The 25,274-nt window shown below is 72.0% G+C and carries 28 protein-coding genes; 7 read left to right on the top strand and 21 right to left on the bottom strand.

What is annotated here, in order from left to right:
- Positions 1 to 12 precede the first annotated feature (12 nt).
- Positions 13 to 777 (top strand): CPBP family intramembrane glutamic endopeptidase, encoded by a 765-nt coding sequence (locus ACZ7GX_RS00295; protein ID WP_498771168.1) that lies wholly within the window; start codon positions 13 to 15, stop codon positions 775 to 777.
- A gap of 98 nt (positions 778 to 875) precedes the next feature.
- Positions 876 to 2,099, top strand: a complete 1,224-nt coding sequence (locus ACZ7GX_RS00300; RefSeq protein ID WP_498771170.1) for an alpha/beta hydrolase family protein — start codon at positions 876 to 878, stop codon at positions 2,097 to 2,099.
- A 14-nt stretch (positions 2,100 to 2,113) separates the two neighbouring features.
- Here ACZ7GX_RS00300 and ACZ7GX_RS00305 read toward each other — a convergent pair whose 3' ends face one another.
- A complete protein-coding gene (locus ACZ7GX_RS00305) occupies positions 2,114 to 4,177 on the bottom strand; it encodes a caspase, EACC1-associated type (RefSeq protein WP_498771172.1) in 2,064 nt (687 codons plus the stop codon).
- A 1-nt stretch (position 4,178) separates the two neighbouring features.
- Positions 4,179 to 4,538 (bottom strand): hypothetical protein, encoded by a 360-nt coding sequence (locus tag ACZ7GX_RS00310; RefSeq protein WP_498771174.1) that lies wholly within the window; start codon positions 4,536 to 4,538, stop codon positions 4,179 to 4,181.
- Between the two features lie 199 nt (positions 4,539 to 4,737).
- Here ACZ7GX_RS00310 and ACZ7GX_RS00315 point away from each other — a divergent pair, with 199 nt between their 5' ends.
- Positions 4,738 to 5,985, top strand: a complete 1,248-nt coding sequence (locus ACZ7GX_RS00315) for an arginine deiminase (RefSeq protein ID WP_498771176.1) — start codon at positions 4,738 to 4,740, stop codon at positions 5,983 to 5,985.
- Positions 5,986 to 6,090: 105 nt separating this feature from the next.
- Positions 6,091 to 6,651: a ferritin gene (locus ACZ7GX_RS00320; protein ID WP_498771178.1), complete on the top strand. Its 561-nt coding sequence runs from the start codon at positions 6,091 to 6,093 to the stop codon at positions 6,649 to 6,651.
- Positions 6,652 to 6,721: 70 nt separating this feature from the next.
- Here ACZ7GX_RS00320 and ACZ7GX_RS00325 read toward each other — a convergent pair whose 3' ends face one another.
- From ACZ7GX_RS00325 to ACZ7GX_RS00355, 7 genes are all read right to left on the bottom strand, one after another.
- Complete coding sequence (locus ACZ7GX_RS00325; protein WP_498771180.1) at positions 6,722 to 7,228, bottom strand: hypothetical protein; 507 nt, start codon at positions 7,226 to 7,228, stop codon at positions 6,722 to 6,724.
- A gap of 37 nt (positions 7,229 to 7,265) precedes the next feature.
- Complete coding sequence (locus tag ACZ7GX_RS00330) at positions 7,266 to 7,904, bottom strand: hypothetical protein (RefSeq protein WP_498771182.1); 639 nt, start codon at positions 7,902 to 7,904, stop codon at positions 7,266 to 7,268.
- Positions 7,901 to 8,641: a hypothetical protein gene (locus tag ACZ7GX_RS00335; RefSeq protein ID WP_498771184.1), complete on the bottom strand. Its 741-nt coding sequence runs from the start codon at positions 8,639 to 8,641 to the stop codon at positions 7,901 to 7,903. Before ACZ7GX_RS00335 ends, ACZ7GX_RS00330 begins: the two co-directional genes overlap by 4 nt.
- On the bottom strand, positions 8,638 to 9,159 hold the full coding sequence (locus ACZ7GX_RS00340; RefSeq protein WP_498771185.1) for a SigE family RNA polymerase sigma factor: 522 nt from the start codon (positions 9,157 to 9,159) through the stop codon (positions 8,638 to 8,640). Before ACZ7GX_RS00340 ends, ACZ7GX_RS00335 begins: the two co-directional genes overlap by 4 nt.
- Positions 9,160 to 9,245: 86 nt before the next feature.
- Positions 9,246 to 9,569: a DUF952 domain-containing protein gene (locus tag ACZ7GX_RS00345; RefSeq protein ID WP_498771187.1), complete on the bottom strand. Its 324-nt coding sequence runs from the start codon at positions 9,567 to 9,569 to the stop codon at positions 9,246 to 9,248.
- 61 nt (positions 9,570 to 9,630) lie between these two features.
- A complete protein-coding gene (locus ACZ7GX_RS00350) occupies positions 9,631 to 10,581 on the bottom strand; it encodes a DUF5926 family protein (protein ID WP_498771189.1) in 951 nt (316 codons plus the stop codon).
- 15 nt (positions 10,582 to 10,596) lie between these two features.
- Positions 10,597 to 11,304 (bottom strand): glycerophosphodiester phosphodiesterase family protein, encoded by a 708-nt coding sequence (locus ACZ7GX_RS00355; RefSeq protein ID WP_498771191.1) that lies wholly within the window; start codon positions 11,302 to 11,304, stop codon positions 10,597 to 10,599.
- Positions 11,305 to 11,396: 92 nt separating this feature from the next.
- On the opposite strand from ACZ7GX_RS00355, the gene ACZ7GX_RS00360 reads away from it, so the two are divergent.
- The gene (locus ACZ7GX_RS00360) at positions 11,397 to 12,629 is read left to right on the top strand and encodes a cytochrome P450 (protein ID WP_498771193.1); all 1,233 of its coding nucleotides are present in this window, start codon (positions 11,397 to 11,399) and stop codon (positions 12,627 to 12,629) included.
- Positions 12,630 to 12,685: 56 nt separating this feature from the next.
- Entirely contained in the window at positions 12,686 to 13,363 is a 678-nt protein-coding gene (locus ACZ7GX_RS00365) for a hypothetical protein (protein ID WP_498771195.1), read from the top strand.
- On the opposite strand, the gene ACZ7GX_RS00370 is transcribed toward ACZ7GX_RS00365, so the two are convergent.
- From ACZ7GX_RS00370 to sigJ, 4 genes are all read right to left on the bottom strand, one after another.
- Positions 13,353 to 14,393: a glycerophosphodiester phosphodiesterase gene (locus ACZ7GX_RS00370; protein ID WP_498771197.1), complete on the bottom strand. Its 1,041-nt coding sequence runs from the start codon at positions 14,391 to 14,393 to the stop codon at positions 13,353 to 13,355. The two genes, ACZ7GX_RS00365 and ACZ7GX_RS00370, sit on opposite strands and share 11 nt — an antisense overlap.
- A gap of 24 nt (positions 14,394 to 14,417) precedes the next feature.
- Entirely contained in the window at positions 14,418 to 14,612 is a 195-nt protein-coding gene (locus tag ACZ7GX_RS00375; protein ID WP_498771199.1) for a DUF397 domain-containing protein, read from the bottom strand.
- 14 nt (positions 14,613 to 14,626) lie between these two features.
- On the bottom strand, positions 14,627 to 15,454 hold the full coding sequence (locus ACZ7GX_RS00380; RefSeq protein WP_498771201.1) for a helix-turn-helix domain-containing protein: 828 nt from the start codon (positions 15,452 to 15,454) through the stop codon (positions 14,627 to 14,629).
- Positions 15,455 to 15,704: 250 nt separating this feature from the next.
- Entirely contained in the window at positions 15,705 to 16,619 is a 915-nt protein-coding gene (gene sigJ, locus ACZ7GX_RS00385; protein ID WP_498771203.1) for an RNA polymerase sigma factor SigJ, read from the bottom strand.
- A 65-nt stretch (positions 16,620 to 16,684) separates the two neighbouring features.
- Between sigJ and ACZ7GX_RS00390 the strand changes: the two genes are divergently transcribed.
- Positions 16,685 to 17,449, top strand: coding sequence for an SDR family oxidoreductase (locus tag ACZ7GX_RS00390; RefSeq protein WP_498771205.1), 765 nt, complete (start codon positions 16,685 to 16,687; stop codon positions 17,447 to 17,449).
- A 121-nt stretch (positions 17,450 to 17,570) separates the two neighbouring features.
- Here the strand turns inward: ACZ7GX_RS00390 and ACZ7GX_RS00395 are convergent, their stop codons facing one another.
- The 8 genes from ACZ7GX_RS00395 to ACZ7GX_RS00430 all read right to left on the bottom strand — a co-directional run bounded on the left by ACZ7GX_RS00395 (position 17,571) and on the right by ACZ7GX_RS00430 (position 25,246).
- Entirely contained in the window at positions 17,571 to 18,476 is a 906-nt protein-coding gene (locus tag ACZ7GX_RS00395; RefSeq protein ID WP_498771207.1) for a DUF4328 domain-containing protein, read from the bottom strand.
- 1 nt (position 18,477) lies between these two features.
- Complete coding sequence (locus ACZ7GX_RS00400; protein ID WP_498771209.1) at positions 18,478 to 18,816, bottom strand: rhodanese-like domain-containing protein; 339 nt, start codon at positions 18,814 to 18,816, stop codon at positions 18,478 to 18,480.
- 101 nt (positions 18,817 to 18,917) lie between these two features.
- Entirely contained in the window at positions 18,918 to 20,504 is a 1,587-nt protein-coding gene (locus ACZ7GX_RS00405) for a monocarboxylic acid transporter (protein ID WP_498771211.1), read from the bottom strand.
- A complete protein-coding gene (locus ACZ7GX_RS00410) occupies positions 20,501 to 20,848 on the bottom strand; it encodes a DUF485 domain-containing protein (RefSeq protein WP_498771213.1) in 348 nt (115 codons plus the stop codon). Before ACZ7GX_RS00410 ends, ACZ7GX_RS00405 begins: the two co-directional genes overlap by 4 nt.
- A 379-nt stretch (positions 20,849 to 21,227) precedes the next feature.
- Positions 21,228 to 22,985: a sodium/solute symporter gene (locus ACZ7GX_RS00415; RefSeq protein ID WP_498771950.1), complete on the bottom strand. Its 1,758-nt coding sequence runs from the start codon at positions 22,983 to 22,985 to the stop codon at positions 21,228 to 21,230.
- Positions 22,986 to 23,020: 35 nt separating this feature from the next.
- Positions 23,021 to 23,461 (bottom strand): hypothetical protein, encoded by a 441-nt coding sequence (locus ACZ7GX_RS00420; RefSeq protein ID WP_498771215.1) that lies wholly within the window; start codon positions 23,459 to 23,461, stop codon positions 23,021 to 23,023.
- Positions 23,458 to 24,318, bottom strand: a complete 861-nt coding sequence (locus ACZ7GX_RS00425; protein ID WP_498771217.1) for a LytR/AlgR family response regulator transcription factor — start codon at positions 24,316 to 24,318, stop codon at positions 23,458 to 23,460. The genes ACZ7GX_RS00420 and ACZ7GX_RS00425 overlap by 4 nt, the downstream gene beginning before the upstream one ends.
- Before the next feature lie 61 nt (positions 24,319 to 24,379).
- Complete coding sequence (locus tag ACZ7GX_RS00430; protein ID WP_230569419.1) at positions 24,380 to 25,246, bottom strand: S49 family peptidase; 867 nt, start codon at positions 25,244 to 25,246, stop codon at positions 24,380 to 24,382.
- Positions 25,247 to 25,274 lie beyond the last annotated feature (28 nt).

Consider the following 25,274-nt stretch of genomic DNA (forward strand, 5'->3'; position numbering starts at 1 on the left):
TAACGTAGGGGCGTGATCGAAGACCTCGACGCCCGGACGCGCCGCGGCTACCGGCTGGAACTGCTGCTCGTCTTCGCCGTGACGCTCGGGTTGTCCGGGGCGCGCAGCCTGGTGCGGCTGCTCGACAGCCTGCTCGACCCCGTGCCGCTGAACGAGCAGAAGGTCGCGATCAACGTCCCGCAGGCGCGGTTCGACCTGCTCGACCTGATCGCGCAGCTGCTGGGCGTCGTGCAGCTGGCCGCGTGGGGCGGGCTCGGCCTGTACCTGCTGTGGCAGGGCGGGATCAAGCTGAAGGCGCTCGGGCTGGACCGGACCCGCGTCGGGCCGGACGCGCTGGGCAGCCTCGGGCTGGCGGCCGTGATCGGCGTTCCGGGACTGGTGTTCTACCTGGTCGCGTGGAACCTGGGGCTGAACCTGGCCGTGCTGCCGTCCACGTTGGACTCCTCGTGGTGGCGCAGCGCGGTGCTGGTGCTGTCCGCGGTGGGCAACGCGTGGGCGGAGGAGGTGCTGGTCGTCGGGTACTTCATCACCCGGCTGCGGCAGCTCGGGTGGCGGGAGAACACGGCGTTGCTGGCCAGCGCGGTGCTGCGCGGCTCGTACCACCTGTACCAGGGGTTCGGCGGGTTCATCGGCAACGTGGTGATGGGCCTGGTGTTCGGCAAGGTGTGGCAGCGCACGAACCGGCTGTGGGTGCTGGTGGTGGCGCACGCGCTGCTCGACGTGGTCGCGTTCGTCGGCTACACGCTGCTGCGCGGGCACGTGTCCTGGTTGCCCTGAGGTCCTCCGCGCGAACGACGCCCGGTCAGCCGCGAGGCGGACGCGTGGCGACAGCCGCTCCCGACAGCATCAGGTGACCCGACAAGAGGGGGGACCTGATGCGCACCACAGCACTCGCCGTCGCGGCCGTCGCGACTCTCGGTCTGGCCGCGCCCGCGGCCGCCGACACCGGCTTGCGGATCACGATGCCCGAGCTGAGCGGCCGGCACGCCGTCGGCACGACCGAGCTGCACCTGGTCGACCGGCGGCCGGACCCGTGGCGACCGGCGGAGGACCGGGAGGTGATGGTCACCGTCACCTACCCGGCGCACGGCTCCGGCGGCGAACGCGCGCCGTGGATGACCTCGGGCGTGGCGGCGGCCGTCGACCGGGAGGCGGGGCTCCTCGACATCCCGCCCGGCGCGGTCGACTGGGGTTCGACCCGGCGGCACGCCCGCACCGGCGCGCCGGTCCTCGGCCGGTGGCCCGTCGTGCTGCACTCGCCCGGTTTCGGCTCGGCGCGGGAGCTGGGCGCGGGTCTCGTCGACGACCTGGCGAGCCGCGGGTACGTCGTCGTCTCGATGTCGCACACGCACGAGTCGCTCGCGGTCGAGTTCCCCGACGGGCGGGTCGAGCCGCCGATGATCGACGAGGACGACCCCACCCAGTTCAAGACCGCGCTCGACGCGCGGGTGGCCGACACCCGGTTCGTGCTCGACCAGCTGGGTTCGATCGCGCGCGGGCACAACCCGGACGCCGAACGCGACCCGTTGCCGCGCGGGCTCGGCCGTGCGCTGGACCTGTCGCGGGTCGGCATGTTCGGCCACTCGTACGGCGGGTTCACGGCGGGCGAGACGATGGTGCACGACCGGCGGATCGACGCGGGGATCAACGTGGACGGCGCCATGTCCCACGGCTTCGGTGACGGCTACCGGCCGGGCGAGGTCGTGACGCGCGGGCTGGACCGGCCGTTCATGCTGGTGGGCGCGGACTTCGTGGACCCGGTGACGGGCGGGCGGGTCGAGCACTCGCACCTGACGCCGGAGTTCGACCCGACGTGGGCGGACTTCTGGGTGAACCAGCGCGGGTGGAAGCGCGACCTGCACTTCGACGGGGCGACGCACTACAGCTTCACCGACCTGCAGTTCGCCGTGCCGCAGCTGGGCGGGGTGCTCAGCCCGGACAAGCAGCGGGAGCTGGTGGGCGAGATCGACGCGACCCGGTCGTCGGCCGCGCAGCACGAGTACTTCGCCGGGTACTTCGACCTGCACCTGAAGGGGCGCGACACCGGGCTGTTCCGGGGCGACTCGCCGCAGCACCCCGACGTGCGGTTCATCGCCTGAGCGTTCGACCCGGGTCAGTGGACGAGGAGGAAGCGGGAGGTGGTGTGGGCGGCGGCGGTGACGACGGTGCGGGCGACGCCGGCCGAGTCCAGCAGGGTCTCGTCCAGGTCGGCGACGGCCAGGGCGGCGTTCTCGGCGATCCGGGCGGCCGGTTCCGACAGGGCGGCGGCGAAGGCGCGCCAGCCGGCGATCTCCTCCGGGCCGCCGGCGGCGTCCCGCGCGAGCAGGGCGCCCACCTCGGCCAGGCCCACGCCACCGCCGCGGATCACGCCCTCCTGCACCGCGCTGTCCACCGCGCGCACGGCCCGCCGCACCTTCTCCACGTCAGCGGCGGGCGCCCGGATGAGAGCGGCGGTGTGACCGCGGTTCGCCCCGGGGTGGGCCAGCACCGTTGTGTCCCGTTCGGTCACCACGACCCTCGCCGCGCGGCCCAACGACGACTTCAACGCCGGGTCGCTCCCCCAGTACGGGTAGTGGATCGCGCCGCCGACCACGCGCTGGAGCCGCTCCACCTCGTCCAGCTCGGCGGTCACCGCGACCACGTCCCGCGTCCCGCCCACCCGCAGCAGCTCGGCGAGCTCCGCGTGCGGCAGCATCTCGCAGACCACGAGCAGCGGGTGTTCGCCGAGCTCCAGCCCTCCCGTCAACCGGTCGACGTCGGTCAGCCGACCGGCGGCCAGCAACACCCAGGCGTCCTGCAGCACGACGGTGCCGCCGACGGTGTCGGTGACGAACCGGTCGGACGCGTAGCCGCGGTCCAGGCGCAGGCCGCGGTGGAACTCGAGCTCCAGCTCGAACCGCTTGCTCTCCTCGACCAGGACGGGGCCGACGGCCACGGACCCGACGAGCCGCCCGACCTCGGGGTCACCTGAAGCGGTGGTGGCCAGCAGGGTCAGCTCGTCCGGCTGCAACGGCCGCGCCAGGGACAGTTCGATCAGCTCGTCCGCACGGGCGGCGGCGGCCGTGACGCCGCGCAGCAGCCGCACCGGGTGGTGCCCGTCGCGCATCGCGTCGACCAGCCCGCCGATCGCGCCGCGCGCCACGGCCACCGCCGACGCCGCGCCGTCACCGGCCTCCCGTCGGACCTCCCGCACCAGGTCGCGCACGTACCCGGCGCCGAGCCGGTCACGCGGGTCGTCCGGCTCGAACGCGTCCGCGATCGCCGACGCGTCGGACAGCTCCACCGGCCGCCGGTCGACGAACACCACGGCCCGCCGCCCCATCGGGCCCAGCGTCCGGCACACCGGCTCGGCGGCGGCCCGGAAACCACGCGCCACCAGCAACTGCGCGGACGTGTACGACGCCGTGCCGCGCGGCCGACGTCCCGAGGAGCCACCGGCGCGGGCGATCCGCAGCGGCTGCGACGAGCCGTGCGCGAAGTACTGCGGCGTCTGGTCGGGGCGCCTGGCGCGCACCTCGGCCTGCGCGTACTTGAACAGCTCGTCGACGTCGATCCACCCGTCGCCGTCGAGGTCGGCGCCGCCGCCTGCCAGGCCCTCGATCAGCACGTCGGTGAACAGCGACGCGAGCGGCGCGTCCAGGGACAGCGAGTCCTGCTCGAACGCGTACTCGTAGGCGTTGGACGCGGTCATCACCACGTACCCGGAGCCCGCCCCGTCCAGGCCCCCGCCGTCGAGCACGCCGGTCCCGCCCGCCTTGAAGCCCTCCACGAACGCGCCGCTGAAGCAGCAGTCCAGCAGCAGGACCCGCCCGGACGCCCGGCAGTCCTCCAGCTGCTCGTTGAGGAACGAGCGCGGTATCGCGGTGCCGGCGGGCCGGTCCTGCACGGTGTTCGACGCGGCGAAGTACAGCCGCCGCGCGGGGGTGGTCAGGCCGTGGCACGAGAAGTACAGCAGCACCAGGTCGTCGGCCTCGCGCGGCGCGAGCAGGTCCTCGACCGCGCGCCGGATCTCGTGGTCGGCGCGGTCCCGCAGCACCTCGACCGTCGTGAAGCCGCCGACGTCCGGGTCCTCCAGCACGGCGGCGAGCCGTTCCACGTCCTGCTCCGGCGCGCGCAGCCGGCTCAGCCGGACGTCCTCGTACTCGCCGGTCGCCACCAGGAGCGCGTGCCGGCCCACCTCACCCCTCGCCCTCGTGCTCGCGCAGCCACGCCTCCAGCAGCGCCTTCTGCGAGCGGGCGTCCACGCCCTCGACGGTGATCTCGTCGTCACGGGTCTTGATCGTCACCTTGCGCGCGCTGCCGCGCTGCACGAACGACGTGACCACGGACGCGACCGCGGCGGCCACCGCGGCGGGCAGCGCGCCGTTGAGCACGAGCTCGGCGACGGTCGCGCCCGCGCCGCTCTTGGAGCCCTCCGGCGACGCGGCGGGCGCGGGCCGCGCGTCGACCTTCGCGCCCCTGACCAGCTCTTGCAGCAACTGGCTCGTCGCCGAGGCGGCGTGGCCAGGCGCGTCGACGAACAAGCGGAAGTCCGACACTGATCCTCCCCCGGTAGAACACGATCATCCCGCAACCGCACCCCCGGACCGGTAGTCCACGTGACAACGCAACGTTCACAAAGCCCCGGCACCAGATCACGCAATGAATCGCCGTTCGAAGGCGGTCATACGATCGAGTCTCGCCGGAACAGGCCACTCAGAGCTGCTGATCCGACCGACCTCGGGTTACCCTCGATCCGTGACTGCGCACATCGCCCAGACCGCGTCCACCGACGGCGAGCCGGCAGCGGCGCCCCGCGTCGACAGCGAAGTCGGACCCCTGCGCACGGTGCTGCTGCACCGTCCCGGCGCCGAGCTCAAGCGGCTGACCCCGCGCAACAACGACCAGCTGCTGTTCGACGGCGTGCCGTGGGTCGACCGGGCCCAGGAGGAGCACGACGCGTTCGCCGAGCTGCTGCGCGGGCGCGGCGTCGAGGTGCTGCTGCTGGCGGACCTGCTGGTCGACGCGCTGCACGACGACCGGGCCCGGATCGCGGGGATCCACAGCGCGGTCAACGAGCGGCGGCTGGGCATCGACCTGGCCGACGCGCTGCGCTCGCACCTGGCCTCGATCAGCCCCGACCAGCTGGCCACCGCGCTGATGACCGGGATGACGTTCGAGGAGCTGCCCGCCGCCGAGGGCGCGTCGCTGGTGCGCAAGATGCACCACCCGATCGACTTCGCGGTCGACCCGCTGCCGAACCTGCTGTTCACCCGCGACTCGTCGGTGTGGGTCGGCGACCGGGTCGCGATCACGTCGCTGGCGCTGCCCGCGCGCGACCGGGAGACCGCGCTGACCGACCTGATCTACGCCTACCACCCGCGGTTCCGCCGCACCGGCCGCGCGTACGGCGCGCACTCCGCGCCGGTCGAGGGCGGTGACGTGCTGCTGCTCGCGCCGGGCGTGCTGGCGATCGGCGTCGGCGAGCGGACCACGCCCGCGGGCGCGGAGTCGTTCGCCCGGTCCGCGCTGGCCGACGGCCTGGCGCACACCGTGCTGGCGGTGCCGATCACGCAGGAGCGGGCGACCATGCACCTGGACACCGTGTGCACGATGGTCGACCGGGACGCCGTGGTGATGTACCCGGCGGTGCGGGACAACCTGTTCGCCTACCCCGTGCGGTCCGACGGCGGGGGCGGCGTCGTGGTCGAGGACCGGCGGCCGTTCCTGGAGGCGGCGGCCGACGCGATGGGCATCGAGCGGCTGCGCGTGATCGACACCGGGCTCGACCCGGTGACCGCCGAGCGCGAGCAGTGGGACGACGGCAACAACACGCTGGCCGTCGGCCCCGGCCTGGTGGTGGCCTACGAGCGGAACGTGGAGACGAACGCGCGCCTGGAGGACGCGGGCGTCGAGGTGATCCGGATCAGCGGCTCCGAGCTGGGCTCCGGCCGCGGCGGACCGCGCTGCATGTCGTGCCCGATCGACCGCGCGCCGCTCGTCTGAAACGTAACGGAAAGGGTTGCCTAAGCTTTCTTCGGCAACCCTTTCCTTACCTTCGTAAGCCTTACCTGAAATGCATTAAAGCGCACTTTCGGTTATTCTGCGAGTATGGCTGTCAACTTGAAGAAGATTACCGCCGCGCGTTCCTCGAAGTTCCACGACCTGCTTCAGGAGCAGGTGCGCAACGAGTTCACGGCCTCGCAGCAGTACGTGGCCATCGCGGTCTGGTTCGACGCCGCCGACCTGCCGCGCCTCGCGTCGCACTTCTACAAGCAGGCGCTGGAAGAGCGCAACCACGCCATGATGATCGTGCAGTACCTGATGGACAGCGGACTGCCGGTGGCCATTCCCGGTGTGGACGACGTGCGCAACGACTTCACCGCGCCGCGCGAGCCGGTCGCGCTCGCGCTGGAGCAGGAGAAGAAGGTCACCGAGCAGATCGTCACGCTCGCCAAGACGGCCCGCGACGAGGGCGACTACATCGGCGAGCAGTTCCTCCAGTGGTTCCTGAAGGAGCAGGTGGAGGAGGTCGCGTCGATGAGCACGCTGCTCACCGTGATCGACCGCGCCGACGGCAACCTGTTCCACGTGGAGGCCTTCCTGACCCGCGAGAGCGTGGGCGAGGAAGCCGACAACGGCACGCCGCGCGCCGCGGGTGGCGCCCTGTAAAGGGCCCGCACAGGCCGAGCCGCAGACAGCGGACGACGCCCGTCACCCTTGGGGGTGGCGGGCGTCGCGGTCAGTTCAGGCAGCCGTGGCCTTCCCTGGTCAGGCCGATGCCGGTGAGGGTGTCGCCCGCGTCGCGGAAGTAGAACCACGACCAGGTCCCGCTCTCCGCCGCCCGGACGAACCCGTGCGGTGTCTGCTCCACGTCCGGGTAGACCTCGTGCATGCGGGCCCGCGAGTCGCCGAGGCGCAGGCCCTCCGGGGTGCGGGCGCCCGACTCGACCCGGAGGTCCACCGCGACGCCGTCGTGCAGGCCCACCCAGCCCTCCACGGTCCGCAGCTCGTGCACCGGGCACGAGAACTCCGGCTCGGTCATCTCCTCGCCGACCTCGCCGGTGGCCTTGAGCTGCTCCAACGACATCCCCAGCCGCACCGCGCCGATGCCGCGGGCGTCGAGCACGGCCGCGTCACCCGCCCCGGACGTGCCGCTCACGTTCGTGACGGGTGGCACGACCTGCGGCGCGGACGACTCGCAGGCGGTCAGCAGCAGGGTTGCCGCCACCACGACCAGCCACTTCATCCGTCCATCCTCCCGCTCGGCCCCACCCGCGGCAGGATCAGCTGAAGCAGGCCTGACCCCGACGGGCCAGCGACGTGCTGCCCCGGAACGTGTACCTCACGTCGTCGCTCACCCACACCTTGAAGGCGGCCGTCACTCCGCCGCCATCCTCCCAAGGCTCGCCGCTCGGGTAGGTCTCGGCGAGCCGCGGGTCGGCCGGGCCGATGTCGACCGGCAGGCCCTCCGCGGTCACGGCGCCGTGGTTCATCAAGATCGCCATGAGGCCCTGGCCGTCTTGGATCCACGCGGAGCCGTTACCGGACTTGAGCGGGTACATGTCGCACATGGCGCTCATCCGCAGCGTCGGCTCCCCGACCAGGCCGGTCGCCACGAGCTGCTCGCGCGTCATGCCGAGCTTGATCGCGCCGAACGCGGAGTGGCCGAGCACCGGCGTCGTGTCCACCACCACGGTCTCCTGCACGGTGCTCGTCACCGTCGACCGCACCGTGACGGTGCTCGGCGCGACGGCCGACGCGCTCGACGTGCCCGACGCGCTCGACGGCGCGGTGGTCGTGACCGCCGTCGTGGTCGTGGCCGACGCCGACGACGCCGAGCCGATCGACGCGTCCGTGCCCGCCGTGCACCCCACCAGCGCCAGACCCGCGACCACCAGCACCACGACACCCCTGACCTTCATCGCTGTTCCCCCTGCTGCGCGCAGTCGGCGGTGAGCCGCTGCATCCGAATACCGACGACCCGCTCCGCGTCCAGCGCGAACACGTACATCCAGCCCACGTCACCGGTCATGGAGACCTGGTAACCACCGTGGGTCGGCTCCCCCTGCGGGTACTGCGCCTCCACCTGCTCCAGCGTCGAGCCGACGCCGATCCCCTTCGACGTCGTGCCGGCCGCGGGCAACGTGATGCGCACGACGCCCTGTCCCGGCGCCACGAGCACGGCGTTCGCGGTGCCCGGGTCGCTCGTCCACGTGAACGCCGCGCACTCGCCACCGGGCGCCCCGGTCACCAGACCGGTGGCCGCCACCTCCTGCGCGGTCATGCCGAACTTCACCGCGCCGTACCCCACGTTCGGCCGCGTCGGCCCCACGGTCACCACCACCGTGACCGTCTCCACCACGGTGTGCGGTGGCGGCGCGACCTCCGTCCCGCCGGCGGGCGTCGCCGTCGTGGCGGTCGTGGTGGTGGTCGGCAGCACGGCCGGGTCCACCGGCGGCAGGCTCAACGAGCCGCCGAGCGCCGTCACGCCCCACCCGCTCGCCACCAGCGCGACCGCCGTGACCGCGCCCACCACCGCGGTCCGCCGGTGACGCGCCCGGCGCGCACCCGCCACGACCACCTCGGTCGCGTCCGGCCTGGGCCGCACGTCCAACCGGTCGTCGTGCAGCAACCGGCCCAGCTCCTCCTCGAGGTTCACCCCGCGTCCCCCAGTCGTGCGCGCAAGGTCGCCATCGCCTTGCTGTTCTGGCTCTTGACCGTGCCCGCGGACACGCCGAGCGTGCGGGCGATCTCGGCCTCGGACAGACCGTCGTAGAAGCGCAGCACGACCACGGCGCGCTGACGCGGCGGCAGCGACCGCAGCGCCTGCCACAGCGGCTCGTGCTCCAGGCGGTCGTGCCCGGCCGCGGCCACCCCGTCGGGGAACTCCGCCACCAGGTCCTCACGCCGCCGACGGCGCCACCGGCTGGTGTTGGCGTTCGCCATGGACCGCCGCACGTACGCCAAGGGGTCGCCCTTGCGCAGCACCGCCGCCCACCGCGCGCCGACCTTCTCCAGCACGGTCTGCACCAGGTCTCCCGCGTCGTGCGGGTTGCCGGTCAAGGCGTGCCCGTAGCGCAACAGGCCCGGTAACGACATCCGCACGAAGTCGGCGAAGTCGGCCGTCGTCCCCCCACCCCGATCGGTGGCTCTTTCCCCCGGCAAGACCGCGGTCACCTCGACAACCCCCTCCGGCGGCGGCCCCTCGGCCACCGTCGGAGAGGACACGTTCGAGAGGGGGTGTCGGTTGCCTCAGACCGAGGTCACAAAACGGGCAACGGCCGGAAGGCGCCGTCGGCGTCCGGCGTGAACTCGTGCACGGCCACCACCGCGTCGGCCGGGATCGGCCCGTAGACGTGCGGGAACCACGGGCCGTCCTCGGTCTCGCCCGGCTCCCACAGCACGGGCAGGCCCTCGGGGTCGATCACCAGCAGCACGAGGTCGTGGCGGTGCGGGTACAGGCGGTTGGCGGGCAGGTGCACCGTCCCGGGGTCCGAGCAGTGCACGAAACCGTCGAGGTCGAGCGGGATCGCGCCGTCCTCGCGGGCCCGCCTCCAGTCCTCCTTCGGGCTGATCCGCAGGATCACTCCGACTCCTCACTTGTCCACAGGACCCTGTGGACAAAGCTGGGGATACCTGTGGACAGGTTCAGCGCAGGGTGATCTGCCGCCCGCGCAGACCGTCGCGCGCCCGCCGTTCCTGCTCGGTGAGCGGCTCGTCGTCGAGGCTGGTCAGGGCGTCCCGCAAACGGTTGCCCAACGCCTCCGCGCCCGGCGCCCACTCGCTGGAGTGCAGCTCGCGGTCCAGGTCCCACACCGGGACCAGCAGGCCGTGCGCGCGGAACGACCCGGCGTACCGGGAGCCCTCGCCCAGGTCGAGCTCGCCGCGCACGGACAGCCGGGCGAGCGCCGCGAGCAGCGTCTCCTCCGGCTCGGGGCGGACCCAGCGCAGGTGCGCCTTGTCGCCCGCGTCCACCCAGTAGGCGGCGGCCACGCCGGGCGCGTCGAGGCGCTCGGTGGGCAGGATCGCGGCGTTGGCGCGCTCCAGGGACAGGGCGACCTCGCCGGCGGGCTCGTTGTCCGGCGGCAGCCACCACGCGAAGTCGGCGTGCAGCTCCGGGCTCAGCGTCGCCTCGACGTCCAGGAGGTCCTGCAGGCGGCCGGGGTTCGAGCCGTCGTCCGGGCCGACGACCGCGAGGGCGTCACCGGTCTTCGCGGTCTGCGCCCACCGCACGGCGCGCGCCAGGTCGCGGCTGAGGTCGCCGGACCGGGTCTGCACCTGCAGGCCGACGAACGCGGTGCCGTCCGAGCGCACCAGGCCCGCCGCCGCCATCGGCAGCACGGTCGCCAGCACGACCTCACGACCGCCGTCGGTCGCCTTGAGCGGCAGCTTCACCGTCGCCGAGGGCACGAACTCGCGCAGCGCGATCAGCTCCGCCTCGGCGGCCAGGCCCTGGAACGGTCGGGAGACGATCACGTCCGCCGCGCCGCCCGCCGAACCGTGGCAGGCCTTGTAGCGCTTGCCGGAGCCGCACGGGCACGGCTGCCGCGGGTTGACGCCGTCCGCCGGCTTGTTCTTCACGGCTGTCCGCTTCGCCACCGCGCCTCCTCGGTCTCAGGGCTGGTCGGGCGTCAAGTTATCCGCAAGGTGCTCGCGCGTCTCCTCCGGGTTGTTGGTGGCGAGGAACCGGACGCCGCGCTCACGGCACAACGCGATGTCGGCCGGGTCGTCCACCGTCCACACGTAGGCGCCCTCTCCCCTGCCCGGGTGACGTCTGAGCAGGTGAACTCCAGGTCCGGCGTAGTCGGCGAAGTGGGGCTTGGTCCTCGGCCACAGCCGGTCGTAGAGCAGGACCGTGGGCACCTCGGGCCTGAGCTTCTTGAACCGGTGCACGGCGAAGACGGAGAACGACATCATCACCGCGTCGACCCGGTGGCGGCCCAGCTCCTCGGCGAGGCGGCGCTCGACCAGGCCCCGGTACCGGACGGGGTGCTTGGTCTCGACGAACAGCCGCTTGCCGTAATCGGCGGCGAGGCCGAGCAGCGCGTCCAGGGTCAGCACCTCGGCGGGCTCGCCGCCGTGCCAGCTGCCGAAGTCGTGCCGCCGCAGCTCCTCCAGGGTCATCGCGCTGACCTTGCCCTCGCCGCCGCTGGTGCGGTCGATCGTGCGGTCGTGCACGCACACGAGGTGCCCGTCCCTGGTGAGCCGCACGTCGCACTCCAGCCCGTCGGCGCCCTGCCGCAGGGCCAGCTCGTAGGCGGCGAGGGTGTGCTCGGGGCGGCGGGTGGAGGCGCCGCGGTGGGCGATGACGTCAGGTGACACGTCAGGGATGCTCCTGGTGGGGCACGCACGGGGTCAACCTGACTACCCGATGTCACAGCTCGCTGAATATTTGAAACAACAACCACACTCGGATGGACGCGAGCCGCGCTCAAGACCTACCGTCCGTCACCGTGGCGTCCTTCGACCAGCACGATCTGGCATTCATCGCGGATCCGTACCCCGCGTTCGCCGCGATGCGCGCGCAGGGCGGGGTGCACTGGCACGAGGACCTGGGCGTGGCGGTGGCGGTGTCGCACGCGGCGGCGTCGGCCGTGCTCAGGCACCGGTCCCTCGGCCGCATCTGGACCGACGCGAAGCCGGTGGACCGGTTCGCGTCGTTCAACCTCCTGCACCGCAACTCGATGCTGGAGAACGAGCCGCCCACGCACAGCCGGCTGCGCAGGCTGGTGGCCGCCGCGTTCGGCCGCGGCCACGTCGAGCGGCTGCGGCCGTGGATCGTCGAGCTGGCCGACCGCCTGGTGGACGAGCTCGTGGCCAAGGTGTCGTCGGAGGGGCAGGCCGACCTGCTGTCCCACGTGGCGGCGCCGCTGCCGGTCGAGGTGATCGCCGAGCTGCTGGGCGTGCCCGCGCGGGACCGGGCGCTGTTGCAGCCGTGGTCGAACGCCATCGTGAAGATGTACGAGTACGACCTGGCCCCGGACAAGCAGGAGGCGGCCGAGCGCGCGGCCGCGGAGTTCGTCGCCTACCTGCGGGAGCTGGTCGCGCTGCGGCGCACGTCGCCCGGTGACGACCTGGTGTCCGACCTCGTGGCGGTCACCGACACCGACGGCGCGAAGCTGACCGAGGACGAGCTGGTGGCGACCGCCGTGCTGCTGCTCATGGCCGGACACGAGGCCACGGTCAACGTCATCGGCAACGGCGTCCAAGCGCTGATGAACCACCCGCACGAGTGGCGACGCCTGGTGAACGACCACGCTCTGCTACCCACGGCGGTGGAGGAGCTGATCCGCTACGACTCGCCGTTGCAGCTGTTCGAGCGCACCGCCACCGAGCCCGTGACCATCGCCGGGTACCGGGTCGAGCCGGGGCAGAAGATCGCCGCGCTGCTGGGCGCGGCGGCCCGCGACCCCGAGGTCTTCACCGACCCGGACACCTTCGACATCACCCGCGACCCGAACCCCCACCTGGGCTTCGGCATGGGCATCCACTACTGCCTGGGCGCGCCCCTGGCCCGCATCGAGGTCCAGGCGGCCCTGTCCTCCCTGATCCGCAAGCTGCCGAACGCGACCCTGGCCGCCGAACCGCGCCGCCGGGCCGAGTTCGTCATCCGGGGCCTGCACGACCTGCCGCTGACGTCCGCGTGATCCGGTGACCCGGTAATCCGGTGGACGGCACGGCAACCGGCCGCCACCCTGCGTCGATGAGGTTGTCGGTGATCGCGCACCCGGTGGTGCGGCACTCGCCGCTGCACCGCGTCCTCGTGCCCGCCGCACGGTTGCGCAACCTCTGGGTGCGGCCCCCTGAGCCGATCGTCGGCACGGCGACGGTGACCGGGTCGCGGGCCGACCTGCTGCGGCTGGGCGCGTTGGTGCGGTTGGCGGCGACCAGTCGGCACAGCGCGCTGTTCGTCCCGGCGCGGGACAACGTGCCGGAGGGAGAGCGGTGGCGGATGGGCTGCGCCCGGCCCGTCGACCTGCTGGTGGTGCGGCGTGACGTCGGGCTGAGGCCGTCGGGGTGGCCCGAGGTGCGGCGGGCGTTGCGGCGGTCGACGGCACGTCCCGCGCGGTTCACGACGCCACCAGCGCGCACGGACGAGGAGTGGCGCGACCGGGAGTGGACCGGGTCGCACCGGATCACCCTCGCCGAGCACGCGGCCACCCTCGTCGTCTCCAGCACGAGCCGCTCGCTGCTCCGCCTCGGCGACCTGTTCACCGAGGCGGGCGAGCTGGTCGCCGCGGACCGGGAGGTCCACCGGCACGGGCACGCGCACCTGACCGGCCTGCGGAGGGTGTTCGCCGAGCCCGACGTGGCGCTCGACGTCTACGGCCGCGACCCGATCTTCCACAAGAGCCGCTGGGCGCGGGCCGCTAGCGCTTGAGCGTGTGCTTCTTCGGCAGCTTGAAGCCGCGTTCGGCCATCACCGCGCGCAGGCGGTCCGGGTAGTCGGTGATGAGGCCGTCCACGCCGTCGTCGATCAGCTTGTGCATGGTGGCCGGGTCGTTGACCGTCCACGGGACGACCTTCAGGCCGTGCGCGTGCGCCTCGTCCACCAGGGCCTTCGTGGTGAACGGGACGTAGTCCGGGTCGCCGACCTTGCCGTTCTGCGGGTTGCCGTGCACCGGGGAGAGCGCGGACGCGCCGAAGCTCTTCACCGCCCTGACCACGCTGCCGTCGAAGTCGGCCAGGTCGAGTCCGCCCGTCCACGGGGAGCCGGGGCGCAGGAACTCGGGCTGCGTCAGCGCGACCAGCGGGAGGCGCGGCTCGGCCTTGCGCCAGAGCATCAGCGTGCCCCAGTCGAACGACTGCACGGTGACGTTGCGGAAGAAGCCGGACCTGCGGATCTCGCGGGCCGTGACCTCGACGAACTGCTCGCGCGGCGCGGTCTCGTGCGGCGCGGCGGCCTCGACCTTGGTCTCGATGTTGAACTTCACGGTGAACGCGCGGTAGTCGCGGGCCAGCGCGAAGACCTCGGCCAACGTGGGCATCCGCGCGCCCGGCGACAGCTCCTGCTCCGGGTACTGCGCCCACCGCCGCGACCCGCAGTCCAGCGTGCGGACCTGCGCGAACGTCAGGTCCTTCACGTACTTGCCCGCGTACGGGAACGCCGGGTCGCCGGGGAACGCGGGCGCGGTGTCGACGCACTTCGCCGGGTTCGTCCTGCGGTCGTGCGTGACGACCTCACGGCCGTCCTTGGTGATCTGGACGTCCAGCTCCAGCGTCGTGACGCCCAGTTCGAGCGCCTTGGCGAACGCCGCCAACGTGCTCTCGACCGTCAGCCCGATCCCGCCGCGGTGGGCTTGGAGGTCGAACTTGCGCCCGCTGTCGGCGTTCGCCACGCCGGAGCTCAGCCCAGAGGTCAGCCCGGAGGTCAGCAGGGTCAGGATCAGTGCCGCCGCGAGTGCCCGCATGGGGTCACGGTGGCACGTGGCCGGTCAGGAGCCCAAGTGCCGGAGGAAGAACGACCACTGAACAGCGGGGAACGCGAGCGTTGCGGCGTCCGGGTTCTTCGAGTCCCGCACGGCGACCGCCGGCCCCGCGAACGCCACCTCGACGCAGTTGGCATTGCTGGCACCGTTGCTCCGGCTGCTCTTGCGCCACGTCACGCCGGAGAGGTCCACTGTGGACACGGCCACCGCCTCTTTCACTCGGCCAGAACCCGTTCGATCAAGGCCACCGAATCCTTCGGGTCCAACGCCCGGGAGGCCACGAAACCGAACGTCAGTCTAGCCTCCCGCAGCTCGCGCTCCTGCTCGATGTGCAGCGCCCCGGTGAGGTACTCGATGTACAGGACCTCCGGCTCGTCCGGCCCCGAGAAGCCGAGGAGTGTGAACGCGGTCGCCATGCCGTCGACAACCCCTTGCCCGTTCGACACCACCTGGATCGTCACGTTGGGCCGCTTCGCCATGTCGAGCAGGTGCGCCAACTGCTCCCGCATGACCTCGCGGCTGCCGACCACCTTGCGGAGCGCGGCTTCCTCGACGATCGCGTGCAGGCGCAGCGGGTGGTCCGGCTCGGTCAGCCGGTCCTGGCGGATCTGGCGGACCCGGATGTCGTTCTCCAGCCACCGCTTGGTCCGCTTGAGCCGGTGCGCCTCGAACAGCGCGCGCATGTAAGCGGTCGTCTGGAGCAGGCCCGGGATGATCAGCGGCGACAAGTCGCGCACGTGGTCGGCCTCGGTCTCGACGTCGATGTAGCCCTGGTTCTCGATGCCGTAGGTGGTCCACCAGCCGGGCTCGCGGGCCCGCAGCGCCTGGTCGATGAGGTCGGGGTCGTACTGGTCGTAGAGGTCCATCATCGACTTGGCGAGGTGGACGTCGAGGATCGTCTCGCCCTTCTCCAGCCGGTGGAGGGTGGACTTGGTGCGGTAGAGGGCTTTGGCGGCCTCGTCGAGGGTCAACTTGGCCTGGGTCCGCATCCGGGCGAGCTTGCGCCCCAGCCGACGGCGGCGGAACGGTGGCGGAGTGGGCACAGGGCAGCATGATCCGGTGGGACTCGCGGATGCGGGATTCCCGCCGCGCGTCACCGCATCGGGCGGATCTCCCGGCCGCACAGTGGTCCCCGTGGAAGCGAACCTCTTCAGCCTGGTGGACGCGACCGACCGCCGCCGGATCTTCGCCTGGGGCATGGAAATCGTGGACGAGGACCGGTCGGACGCGGTCGTCTACCGGCGTGATCCCGAGACCGGCCGGACGTTCATCGGGCAGCACGTGTCCGCCGAATCAGCCCTCAAGCGCTACGGCAGGCGCGCCCCCCTGGCCCTGGTCTGGGAGTACGAGCACGTCCTTGAGGCGTTCGCGGTCGGCCAGCACGTCGATGGCGGCGATCCGGCCCCCGGTGACGGTGAAGGCCATGACCGACAGCGCCCGGCCGTCGGCCGCGACGACGACCCCGGCGACACCGTTGACCAGGGCGGGACGGGCGAGCGGGAAGAGCCGGCCGAAGGTGACGGCCTGGCCGGCCACGGTGCGCGCGCCGGACAGGGTGACGCTGAAGCGTGACCCCGCCCCGCCGTCGGAGCGGAGCACGACGTCCGGGTCGAGCACCGCGACCAGGGCGTCGAGGTCACCGTCGCGCGCGGCGGCGAAGAAGGCGTCCACGACCTCCCGTTGCCGGGTCGGGTCGGTGTCCGGGGTCGGGACCCGGCCCTGGACGCGGCGGCGGGCGCGGCTGGCCAGCTGGCGGGTCGCGGCCGTCGACTTCTCGATCACCGCGGCGATCTCGTCGAACGGGACGGCGAACAGGTCGTGCAGCACGAACGCGAGGCGTTCGGCGGGCGTGAGGGTGTCCAGGACGACCAGCAGCGCCAGGCCGACCGAGTCGGCGAGCACCGCTTCGTACTCGGGGTCGGCGCCGCCGTCGTAGCTGATGACCGGGTCGGGCACGTGGACGTCGAACGGGTCCTCGCGCCGCTGCCCGCGGGAGCGCAGGACGTTCAGGCAGAGGCGGGCGACGACCGTGGTCAGCCACGCGCCGAGGTTCTCCACCTCGTCGGTGTCGGCGCGGTCGAACCGCAGCCAGGCGTCCTGCACGGCGTCGTCCGCCTCGGCCACCGAGCCGAGCATCCGGTACGCCACCGAACGCAGGTGGGTCCGGTGCTCCTCGAAGCGCTCGGCGCGCAGCTCCCGGTCGTCCACCGTGTCACGTTCCCTCCGCGCCGCGGGTCGAGGCAGTAGACCCATTCGACATGTTCGGAGGAACAATGACATCCATCCTGGTCACGGGCGGTACCGGCACCCTCGGACGGCTCGTCACGCCGTTGCTCGCGGGACACCGGGTGCGCGTGCTCAGCCGGCGCGGCCACGGGCCGGTGAACGGCGTCGAGCACCTGACCGGCGACCTGCTCACCGGCGAGGGCGTCGAGGCGGCGGTGGACGGCGTCGAGGTCGTCCTGCACCTGGCCGGCGGCCCGAAGGGTGACGCGGAGGCGACCGAGCGGCTGGTGCGCACGGCGGCGGCGACCGGCGGTGTGCGGCACTTCGTCCACATCTCGGCCATCGGCGCGGACCGCGTGCCGCTTGCCTGGTTCCGGGAGAAGCTCGGCGCGGAGCGCGCGGTGGCCGGGTCGGGCCTGCCGTGGACGACCCTGCGCGCCGCCCAGTTCCACGACCTGGTCCTGACCGTGGTCGAGAAGATGGCGAAGATGCCGGTCGTCCCGATCCCGGGCGTGCTGCGGTTCGAGCCGGTCGACGCCCGTGACGTGGCCGAACGCCTGGCGGAGCTGACGCTCGCCGCACCGGCCGGCCTGGTGCCCGACCTGGCCGGCCCGGAGGTCCACGGCCTGGCCGACCTGGTCCGCGGCTACCTGGCAGGACGGGACAAGCGCCGGCTGCTGGTCCCCGTGCGGATGCCCGGGAAGGCGGGCCGCGCCTACCGCGCGGGCGAGAACCTGGCGGGCGAGGGAGCCGCGAGGGGCGCCCGGACCTGGGAGGACTTCCTGGCCGAACGGGTGCCGGCGAACCGGTGACGTGGTCGGCGGCGTGCGAGGGCGCGTCCCTCCGGGCCACGCGGACCAGCCGCCCACGGGGGAACCGCGACGACCGCGCACCCGAGAGGCGGACAGCCCCAGTCCCCAGCGGCCGGAGCGGTCAGCGCGGCGAGCCCGAGGAGCGGACGGGGCGCAGGACCGGGGTCGGGGCGTCCTTGACGTCCACGACCCGCATCCGGCGGATGGCGCCCGCGTCCACCGGCAGCAGGAGCGTGGTGATGCGGCGGACCAGCACCGCCGTCACGATCGCCACGGCGGCGGCCAGGAGGTCGGCGACGGCGTGGAACAGCACGCCGTCCGCCATGGCCTGCACGCTGGAGCGGAAGCCCCAGACCACGGTGAACCCGACGAACAGGCCGGTGAACGCCCACAGGCCCCACCACCAGCGGACCAGCTTGGACGGCGCCGGGCGGGCGGTGGCCGGCTCGCGCAGGGCGGCGTGCTCCAGCTCGGCCAGGACCGAGCCGGGCACCACCAGGTTCACCCCCGGCACCACCAGGCCGACCAGCACCTCCCGGTCCGACCTCGACGGGCCGTAGCCCGCCTCGGCGGCGGCCGCGTTGCGGGCGCGGCGCAGCCACAGCAGGGTGAAGACCAGGGCGACCGCGGACGCCACGATCGTCACCACCGAGGAGGCCACGACCATCGCGTCCGACACGCCCACCGTGGTCTCCGACATCGCGCCGTAGCGGCTGAGCAGCAACAACGCGTAACGCCACAGCTCGCTGCCCGCCGCCCACAGCGCCGTCAGCGCGGCCAGGCCCAAGGCGTGCGACGCCGTGCGCGCCAGCCGCTGCACGTGCTCGACGGTGTCCGCGGACCGGTCGTCGTCCATCGCCACGGACGTGGGCCAGCGCCACGCCAGCAGCGGGAAGCCCCAGCGCGGCGGCACCGGGTACGACGGCGGGCCGGTGTAGACCCGGCGCGGCGCGCCCTGGCGACGGTGCGGGTAGGCGCCGGGTGGCGGGGTCGCCACCCAGTCCACCCGCAGCGGTCGCAGCGCCATGTCAGATGACCTCGGGCTCCGCGCCGTCGACCTCACCGACCAGCGGACGGCCGGTCGCGGCCCACAGCTGCATGCCGCCGTCGACGTTCCTCGCCTCCCAGCCGTTGGCGTTCAGGTACTGCGTGACCCGCGCGGAACGGCCGCCGGAGCGGCACACGACGTAGAACTCGGAGTCGCCCGGCAGCTCGTCGAGCTTGCCCGCCAACTCGCTCATCGGGATGTGCAGGGCGCCCGGGGCGTGGCCCGCCGCCCACTCGTCGGCCTCGCGCACGTCGAGCAGGACCTTGCCCTCCGGCAGCTCGGCCGGCACCTCGGACACTTCAACGCTGGGAACCGTCACGGGTCCATGCTGCCACGCGGCTTATAAACCGGGGATAAGGAGCACGCCGGCCACCTCCCCCGAAAGGATGGTGGCCGGCGTGGTGAGCGCGGAACGGCGGGCTAGTGCGCGACCGCCTTCTCGGCGCCGACGCCGGTGAGGGCGCGCACCTCCATCTCCGCGTACTTGTCCTTGTCGTTCTCCTTCGACAGCACGGTGCCGAGGTAGCCGAGGAGGAACGCCACCGGGATCGACACGATGCCCGGGTTGGACAGCGGGAACAACGCGAAGTCGACGTTCTTGAACATCGAGGTCGACTTGCCGGACACCGCGGGCGACAGCACGATCAGCGTGATCGTGACGGCGAGACCGCCGTAGATGCTCCACAGCGCGCCGGAGGTGTTGAACCGCTTCCAGAACAGCGAGTACAGGATGGTCGGCAGGTTCGCCGACGCCGCCACCGCGAACGCCAGCGCCACCAGGAACGCGATGTTCTGGCCGTTGGCCGCGATACCGCCGGCGATGGACACGATGCCGATCACGATCGCCGTCCGCCGCGCCACCTTGACCTCGGCGTCCTTGTCCTCCGCCTCACCCTTCTTGATGATGTTGGCGTAGATGTCGTGCGCGAACGACGCCGAAGCGGTGATCGTCAGACCGGCCACCACCGCGAGGATCGTGGCGAACGCGACCGCGGCGATCAGGCCGAGCAGCAGCGGTCCGCCGAGCGCCTCGGCGAGCAGCGGAGCCGCCGAGTTCGCCCCACCCGGAGCCGCCCTGATCTTGTCCGGACCCACCAACGCCGCCGCGCCGTAGCCCAGGACCAGCGTGAACAGGTAGAACAGGCCGATCAGCCAGATCGCCCAGACCACCGAGCGGCGGGCTTCCTTCGCGGTCGGCACGGTGTAGAAGCGCATCAGGATGTGCGGCAGGCCGGCCGTGCCGAGCACCAGCGCGAGGGCCAGCGACAGGAAGTCCAGCTTCGACGTGCCGGTCGCGCCGTACTGCAGGCCGGGGCCGAGCAGCTTCTCGCCGGCCTTCGGCGCGTTCTCCACGGCCGAGCCGAGCAGGCTGGACAGGTTCAGGCCGAACTTGGCCAGGACCCACAGCGTCATCACGCCGGCGCCGACGATCAGCAGCACCGCCTTGATGATCTGCACCCAGGTGGTGCCCTTCATGCCGCCGATGAGCACGTACGCGATCATCAGCGCGCCCACGATCGCGATCACGATCGCCTGGCCGAGCTTGCCGGTGATGTTGAGCAGCAGGGCGACCAGGCCGCCCGCGCCCGCCATCTGGGCCAGCAGGTAGAAGAAGGACACGGCCATGGTCGACGTCGCCGCCGCCGCGCGCACCGGGCGCTGGCGCATGCGGAAGCTCAGCACGTCGCCCATCGTGTACTTGCCGGTGTTGCGCAGCAGCTCGGCGACCAGCAGCAGCGCGATGAGCCACGCCACCAGGAAGCCGATGGAGTACAGGAAGCCGTCGTAGCCGTTGAGCGCGATGGCGCCCGCGATGCCGAGGAACGACGCGGCGGACAGGTAGTCGCCCGCGATCGCGACGCCGTTCTGGGGGCCGGTGAACGAGCGGCCCGCGGCGAGGTAGTCGGCGGCCGTCTTGGTGTTGCGGCTGGCCCGGATGACGACGACCAGGGTTGCCGCGACGAAGATGCCGAAGATGCCGATGTTGAGCAGGGCGTTGCCGTTCACGCTTGACCCCTTTCGAGCTCGTTGCGGAGCTTCTCCGCCATGGGGTCGAGGTTCTTGTTCGCGTGCCGCACGTACAGCGTCGTGATGGCGAAGGTCGACACGAACTGCAGCAGCCCGAGGATCAGGCCGACGTTGATGTTGCCGATGACCTTCGTCGACATGAACCCGTGGGCGTAGTCGGCGAGCAGGACGTACAGCAGGTACCAGGCCAGGAAGAGACCGGCCATGGGGAAGACGAAACTGCGCAGCCGCCGGCGCAACTCGCGGAAGTCGGGGCTGTCCTGCACATCCACCCAGTTGTGGTTGTCCTGGGCGTCGGGGGTGTGCTGCTCAGAGGTGCTCACGGTCCCCTCCTCGCGTACTTGACGACGGTGTGAACGGCACGTAAGTCCTCCTGGTGCGTTCCTGATACGCCGTGCACCGTAGGGAGACCTGGCTCACGCCTGAAAGACCTTTTGTGTGACCTTGCGCTCAACAGTCGAGTGATGCGATGAGCGGTAGTAACTCTGAGACGAACTGCCACTCGGGTGATCGAAGTCACCGATAGCCGGATCGGTGTCTTTATCTTCACCCGATTGAGACCTATCTCCACTCTCAGCGACAGACCGTCGGGTCGTCCCGTCCACCGCAGGTCATCGCGGGGCAGCACCGGCGACAGGCCTGCCCGAAGGCCTAACCGGCAGCCGGGTGCTCAAACGTCACTGTGAGCCGTTTCACACCGGCTCAGGACTGCGCCGGCCCGCCGGCGCCGGGCTCGCGGTCCGCCGCGCGCGCCTTCTCCTCGCCGGCGCCGAACTGCGACTCCCGGTCGCGCATGAAACCCAGCGGATCCGGCGCGTGGAACCGCAGCAGGATCTGGTTCACGTCGTCGGGCTTGCGGCGCGCGGTCAGCCTGCTGATCATCACCATGGTCAGGAACGCCGCCGGCACGGTCACCAGCGCCGGCTGCGAGAACACCGACGGCGCCCAATCCCCGGTGTACGAGCTGACCACCGTCGCCACCTGCGCGCCGATCACCAGCCCGCCGCCGACCAGCAGACCGGCCATCGCGCCGACCCACGTCAGCCCGCGCCACCAGATGCCCAACAACAACAACGGGCAGAACGTGGACGCCGCCAGCGCGAACGACATCGCCACCGTCAACGAGGCGTCCGACCGGGGCAGCAGCAGCGCCAACCCGATCGCCACCGCGCCGGTCAGCACGGTCGCCCACCGGAAGTCGCGCACCTTGCCCGGCAGGATGTCCGTCGACACCACCCCGGCCACCGACACGAGCAGCCCCGACGACGTGGACAGGAACGCCGCGAACGCGCCCGCCGCCACGATCGCGCCGAGCACCTGGCCGAGCACGTTCGGCTGCATCGTGTCCGGCAGCAGCAGCACCGCCGCGTCCGTCTTGCCCGTGACCAGCAGCTGCGGCAGGTACTGGCGCGAGATCACGCCCAGCACGGTCGGGAAGAGGTAGAACAGGCCCAGCAGGTACAGCACGTGCAGCGCCGTGCGCCGCGCCGCCCGCCCGTCCGGGTTCGTGTAGAACCGCACCAGCACGTGGGGCAGCCCCATGGTGCCCAGGAACGTCGCGAAGATCAGCGAGTACGTCTCGAACAGCCCCGACAGGCCCTCCGTCTGGGGCCGCAGCCAGTCGTGGTTCGACGTCGGCGACCCCTCGACCACCGGCACCGGCGAGCCCGCGGCGAACCGCAGCTTCGTCTCCGCGCCCACCTCGTACAGGCCGGGCGTCCAGTACGCCGGGCCGTCGGCGGGCGAGCCGTTCACCCGGCCGGTCGCGGACAGCTCCATCGGCACGTCGACGCGCACCCGCACCGGGTCGACCGTGGTCACCTCGACGTCCTCGGGGAACCGCAGCACGCCCGCGGAGTCCACCGGCTGCGCGCCGTTGCCCGGACCGGTCAGGAACAGCGCGAACAGCACGAACGTCGGCGCGGCGATCGCGAACAGCTTGCCCCAGTACTGGAACGCCTGCACCAGCGTGATCGCGCGCATCCCGCCGCCGAGGACGTTCACCACGACGATCACGGTCACCGCCGCGCCGCCGAGCCACGCGGGCAGGCCGGTGATCGTGTTCAGCGTCAACCCGGCCGACTGCAGCTGCGGCACCAGGTACAGCACGCCGATGCAGATCACGAAGAACGTGCAGACCCTCCGCAGGTTCGACGGGCCGAGCCGCGCCTCGGCGAAGTCCGGCAGCGTGTACGCGCCCGACCGCCGCAGCGGCGCCGCCACGAACAGCATCATCGCCAGGTACCCCGCGGTGAAGCCGATCGGGTACCACAGCGCGTCGATGCCGTCCTTGAGCACCAGCCCCGCCACGCCCAGGAACGACGCCGCCGACAGGTACTCGCCGGAGATCGCGGCGGCGTTGCGGGTGGCCGGGATGGCGCGCCGGGCCACCAGGAAGTCCGGTGTCGTGTTCGCCCGGCGGGAACCCACGTAGCCCAACGAGAACGTCAGCAACGCCATCACGCCGACGAGCACGAGGCTCCACGGGTTGTCGATCACCGGTCCACCGAACTCACGAAGTCGTGCTCGTGCCGCTCGGCGAGTCTTCGGTACGCGTAGCCGACGCCGTAGCAGAGCGGGAACGGCACCAGCCCCAGCAGCAGCCACGGCAGCCGCACGCCCACCAGCTCCACCTCCGCCAGCCACGGCAGCAGGTAGAACACCAGCGGCAGCAGCGCCAGCAGCAGCAACGTGCCGCCGCCCAGCGCCAGGCCCGTGCGCAGCTGGGTCCGGATCAGGTCGCGGATCAGCTTCTCGCCGACGCTGGTCTGCTCCTCCAGCTCGATGATCGTGCGCAGCACCCGGCCGCGCCCGCGCGGGTCCGCCAGCACCACGCGCCGCCGGCGGTTCTTGCGCGCGGAGACCGACAGCCAGGCGTCGCGCTCGGCCGGCTGCGGCTGGTCCGGTTGCCCGGGGGGGCCGGAGTGCTTGGTCATCCCCAACTGCTCTTGGGGGGACGCACGATCCTCTCCTTCAACTCGCGGGTGTGCCGCCTGCTGACCGGCAGCTCCTTCGCGCCCTCGCCGGAGCCGATCACCACCGCGTACCCGTTCGACGTCATCCGCAGCTCGGTCACCAGCGGCAGCGCCACCAGGAAGGACCGGTGGATCCGGACGAACCCGGCGTTCTCCCAGCGCTCTTCCAGCTGGGCCAGCGGGATGCGCACGAGGTGGCTCGCGCCGTCGTTGGTGTGCAGGCGCGCGTAGTCGCCCTGCGCCTCGACGTAGCGGACGGTGGCCCGCGGCACGAGCTTGATGGTGCCACCCAGCTCGACCGGGATCACCTCGTCGTCCTGCGGTTCCGCCGCGGCGGGCTCCGGCGTGATCGCCGGTGTCGCGGCCACCCGGTCGACGACGCGCGAGATCGCCTTGTTGATCCGGTCGGAGTTGATCGGCTTGGTCACGAAGTCCAGCGCGCCCACCTCGAACGCCACCACGGCCTCCGAGTGCTCGACCCCGGTCACGAACACCAACGCCGGTGGCTGCCGGAACGCGCCGAGCACGCGCGCGAGGTCCGTGCCGCTCAGCCCGGGCATGTTGATGTCGGCGAACACGGCGTCGACCGGCGGTAGCCCTGCCCGCGTGCGGTCCATCACCTCGACGTCGTAGTCACCCCGGAGGATGCGCAGTGCCTCGGCCGCGTCGAAGGCCGTGAGCACGCGTCGGATGTGCGGGCTGCTTTCGAGCAGGTACTTGATCTCGCTCAGACCGGGTGCCTCGTCGTCCACCGCCAGAACGAGGAGGCCGTTGCTGTCCGTGCGATTGTTCACTGGGGTACTCACTGTGCCGCGCATCTTGCCGACCCGGTGGGGTCGCTGTCTACGCCGGTTGCCGGACGGCCGCGGGGCCGTGACCTCACAAGCCGAATCGCGACCAGCGCGCCCGCTCTTCCAGCGCCGCCAACCCCTCCACCAGGAAGTCGCCCGATCGGGTGGTCGCGCCGGCCAGTCCGAGACGGGCGAGGAGGGGTCGGCGCGGCTCGGCGATCGCGATCTCCGCGTCCGGGTAGCGCTTGGCCACCACGCCGCGCAGCGTGCCGAGGCCGTCGACCAGACCGAGCTCGACCGCCTTCGCCCCGGTCCACACCTCGCCGTTGAACAGCTCGTCGTCGGTCGCCTTGAGCTTCGCGCCGCGGCGCTGCTTGACCCAGTCGGCGAACTGCTCGTGCAGCTGCGCCTGCAAGCCCTTGAGCCACTCGACGTCCTCGGGCTTCTCCGGGCTGAACGGGTCCAGGCGGACCTTGGCCTCGCCCGCGGTGTGCACGCGCCGCTCGACGCCGTAGCGCTCGATCAGGCCGTTGAGGCCGAAGCCCGCGCTGACCACGCCGATCGAGCCGACCAGCGACGTGCCGTGCGCGTAGATCTCGTCGCCCGCGCAGGCCAGCCAGTAGCCGCCGGAGGCCGCCAGGTCCTCGCAGAACGCCAGGACGGGCACCTTCTTCTTGGCGGCCAGCTCGCGGACGCGCTCGGCGACCAGCGCGGACTGCGTCGGCGCGCCGCCGGGCGAGTTGATCAGCAGGGCGACCGCGACCAGCCGGTCGTGCTCGAACGCGCGGGTCAGCGCGCTCTCCACGGTCTGCATGCTGATGGTGTTGCGGGCCATCGGCGTCGGCGTCGGGGTGATGACGCCGTGCAGTCGGACGGCGGCCACCACGGGGCCGCGCTCGGTCCGCTCGCTCACGATCTTCGGCAGCCGGGCCGCGATCTTGTCCGTCACGCTCATGGCTCCGACCTTACGTGTGAACGGAGGT

The sequence above is a fragment of the Actinosynnema sp. NPDC037264 genome, assembly GCF_055603705.1.

Bases quoted from the DNA above. Each gene is read 5' to 3' on its own strand.
- ACZ7GX_RS00415 (WP_498771950.1), bottom strand. From the start codon at position 22,985: ATGGCGTTGCTGACGTTCTCGTTGGGCTACGTGGGTTCCCGCCGGGCG.
- ACZ7GX_RS00365 (WP_498771195.1), top strand. From the start codon at position 12,686: ATGAGGTTGTCGGTGATCGCGCACCCGGTGGTGCGGCACTCGCCGCTG.
- ACZ7GX_RS00390 (WP_498771205.1), top strand. From the start codon at position 16,685: ATGACATCCATCCTGGTCACGGGCGGTACCGGCACCCTCGGACGGCTC.
- ACZ7GX_RS00370 (WP_498771197.1), bottom strand. From the start codon at position 14,393: ATGCGGGCACTCGCGGCGGCACTGATCCTGACCCTGCTGACCTCCGGG.
- ACZ7GX_RS00330 (WP_498771182.1), bottom strand. From the start codon at position 7,904: ATGAAGGTCAGGGGTGTCGTGGTGCTGGTGGTCGCGGGTCTGGCGCTG.
- ACZ7GX_RS00300 (WP_498771170.1), top strand. From the start codon at position 876: ATGCGCACCACAGCACTCGCCGTCGCGGCCGTCGCGACTCTCGGTCTG.
- ACZ7GX_RS00360 (WP_498771193.1), top strand. From the start codon at position 11,397: ATGGACGCGAGCCGCGCTCAAGACCTACCGTCCGTCACCGTGGCGTCC.
- ACZ7GX_RS00395 (WP_498771207.1), bottom strand. From the start codon at position 18,476: ATGGCGCTGCGACCGCTGCGGGTGGACTGGGTGGCGACCCCGCCACCC.
- ACZ7GX_RS00325 (WP_498771180.1), bottom strand. From the start codon at position 7,228: ATGAAGTGGCTGGTCGTGGTGGCGGCAACCCTGCTGCTGACCGCCTGC.
- ACZ7GX_RS00430 (WP_230569419.1), bottom strand. From the start codon at position 25,246: ATGAGCGTGACGGACAAGATCGCGGCCCGGCTGCCGAAGATCGTGAGC.
- ACZ7GX_RS00420 (WP_498771215.1), bottom strand. From the start codon at position 23,461: ATGACCAAGCACTCCGGCCCCCCCGGGCAACCGGACCAGCCGCAGCCG.
- ACZ7GX_RS00425 (WP_498771217.1), bottom strand. From the start codon at position 24,318: ATGCGCGGCACAGTGAGTACCCCAGTGAACAATCGCACGGACAGCAAC.
- ACZ7GX_RS00320 (WP_498771178.1), top strand. From the start codon at position 6,091: ATGGCTGTCAACTTGAAGAAGATTACCGCCGCGCGTTCCTCGAAGTTC.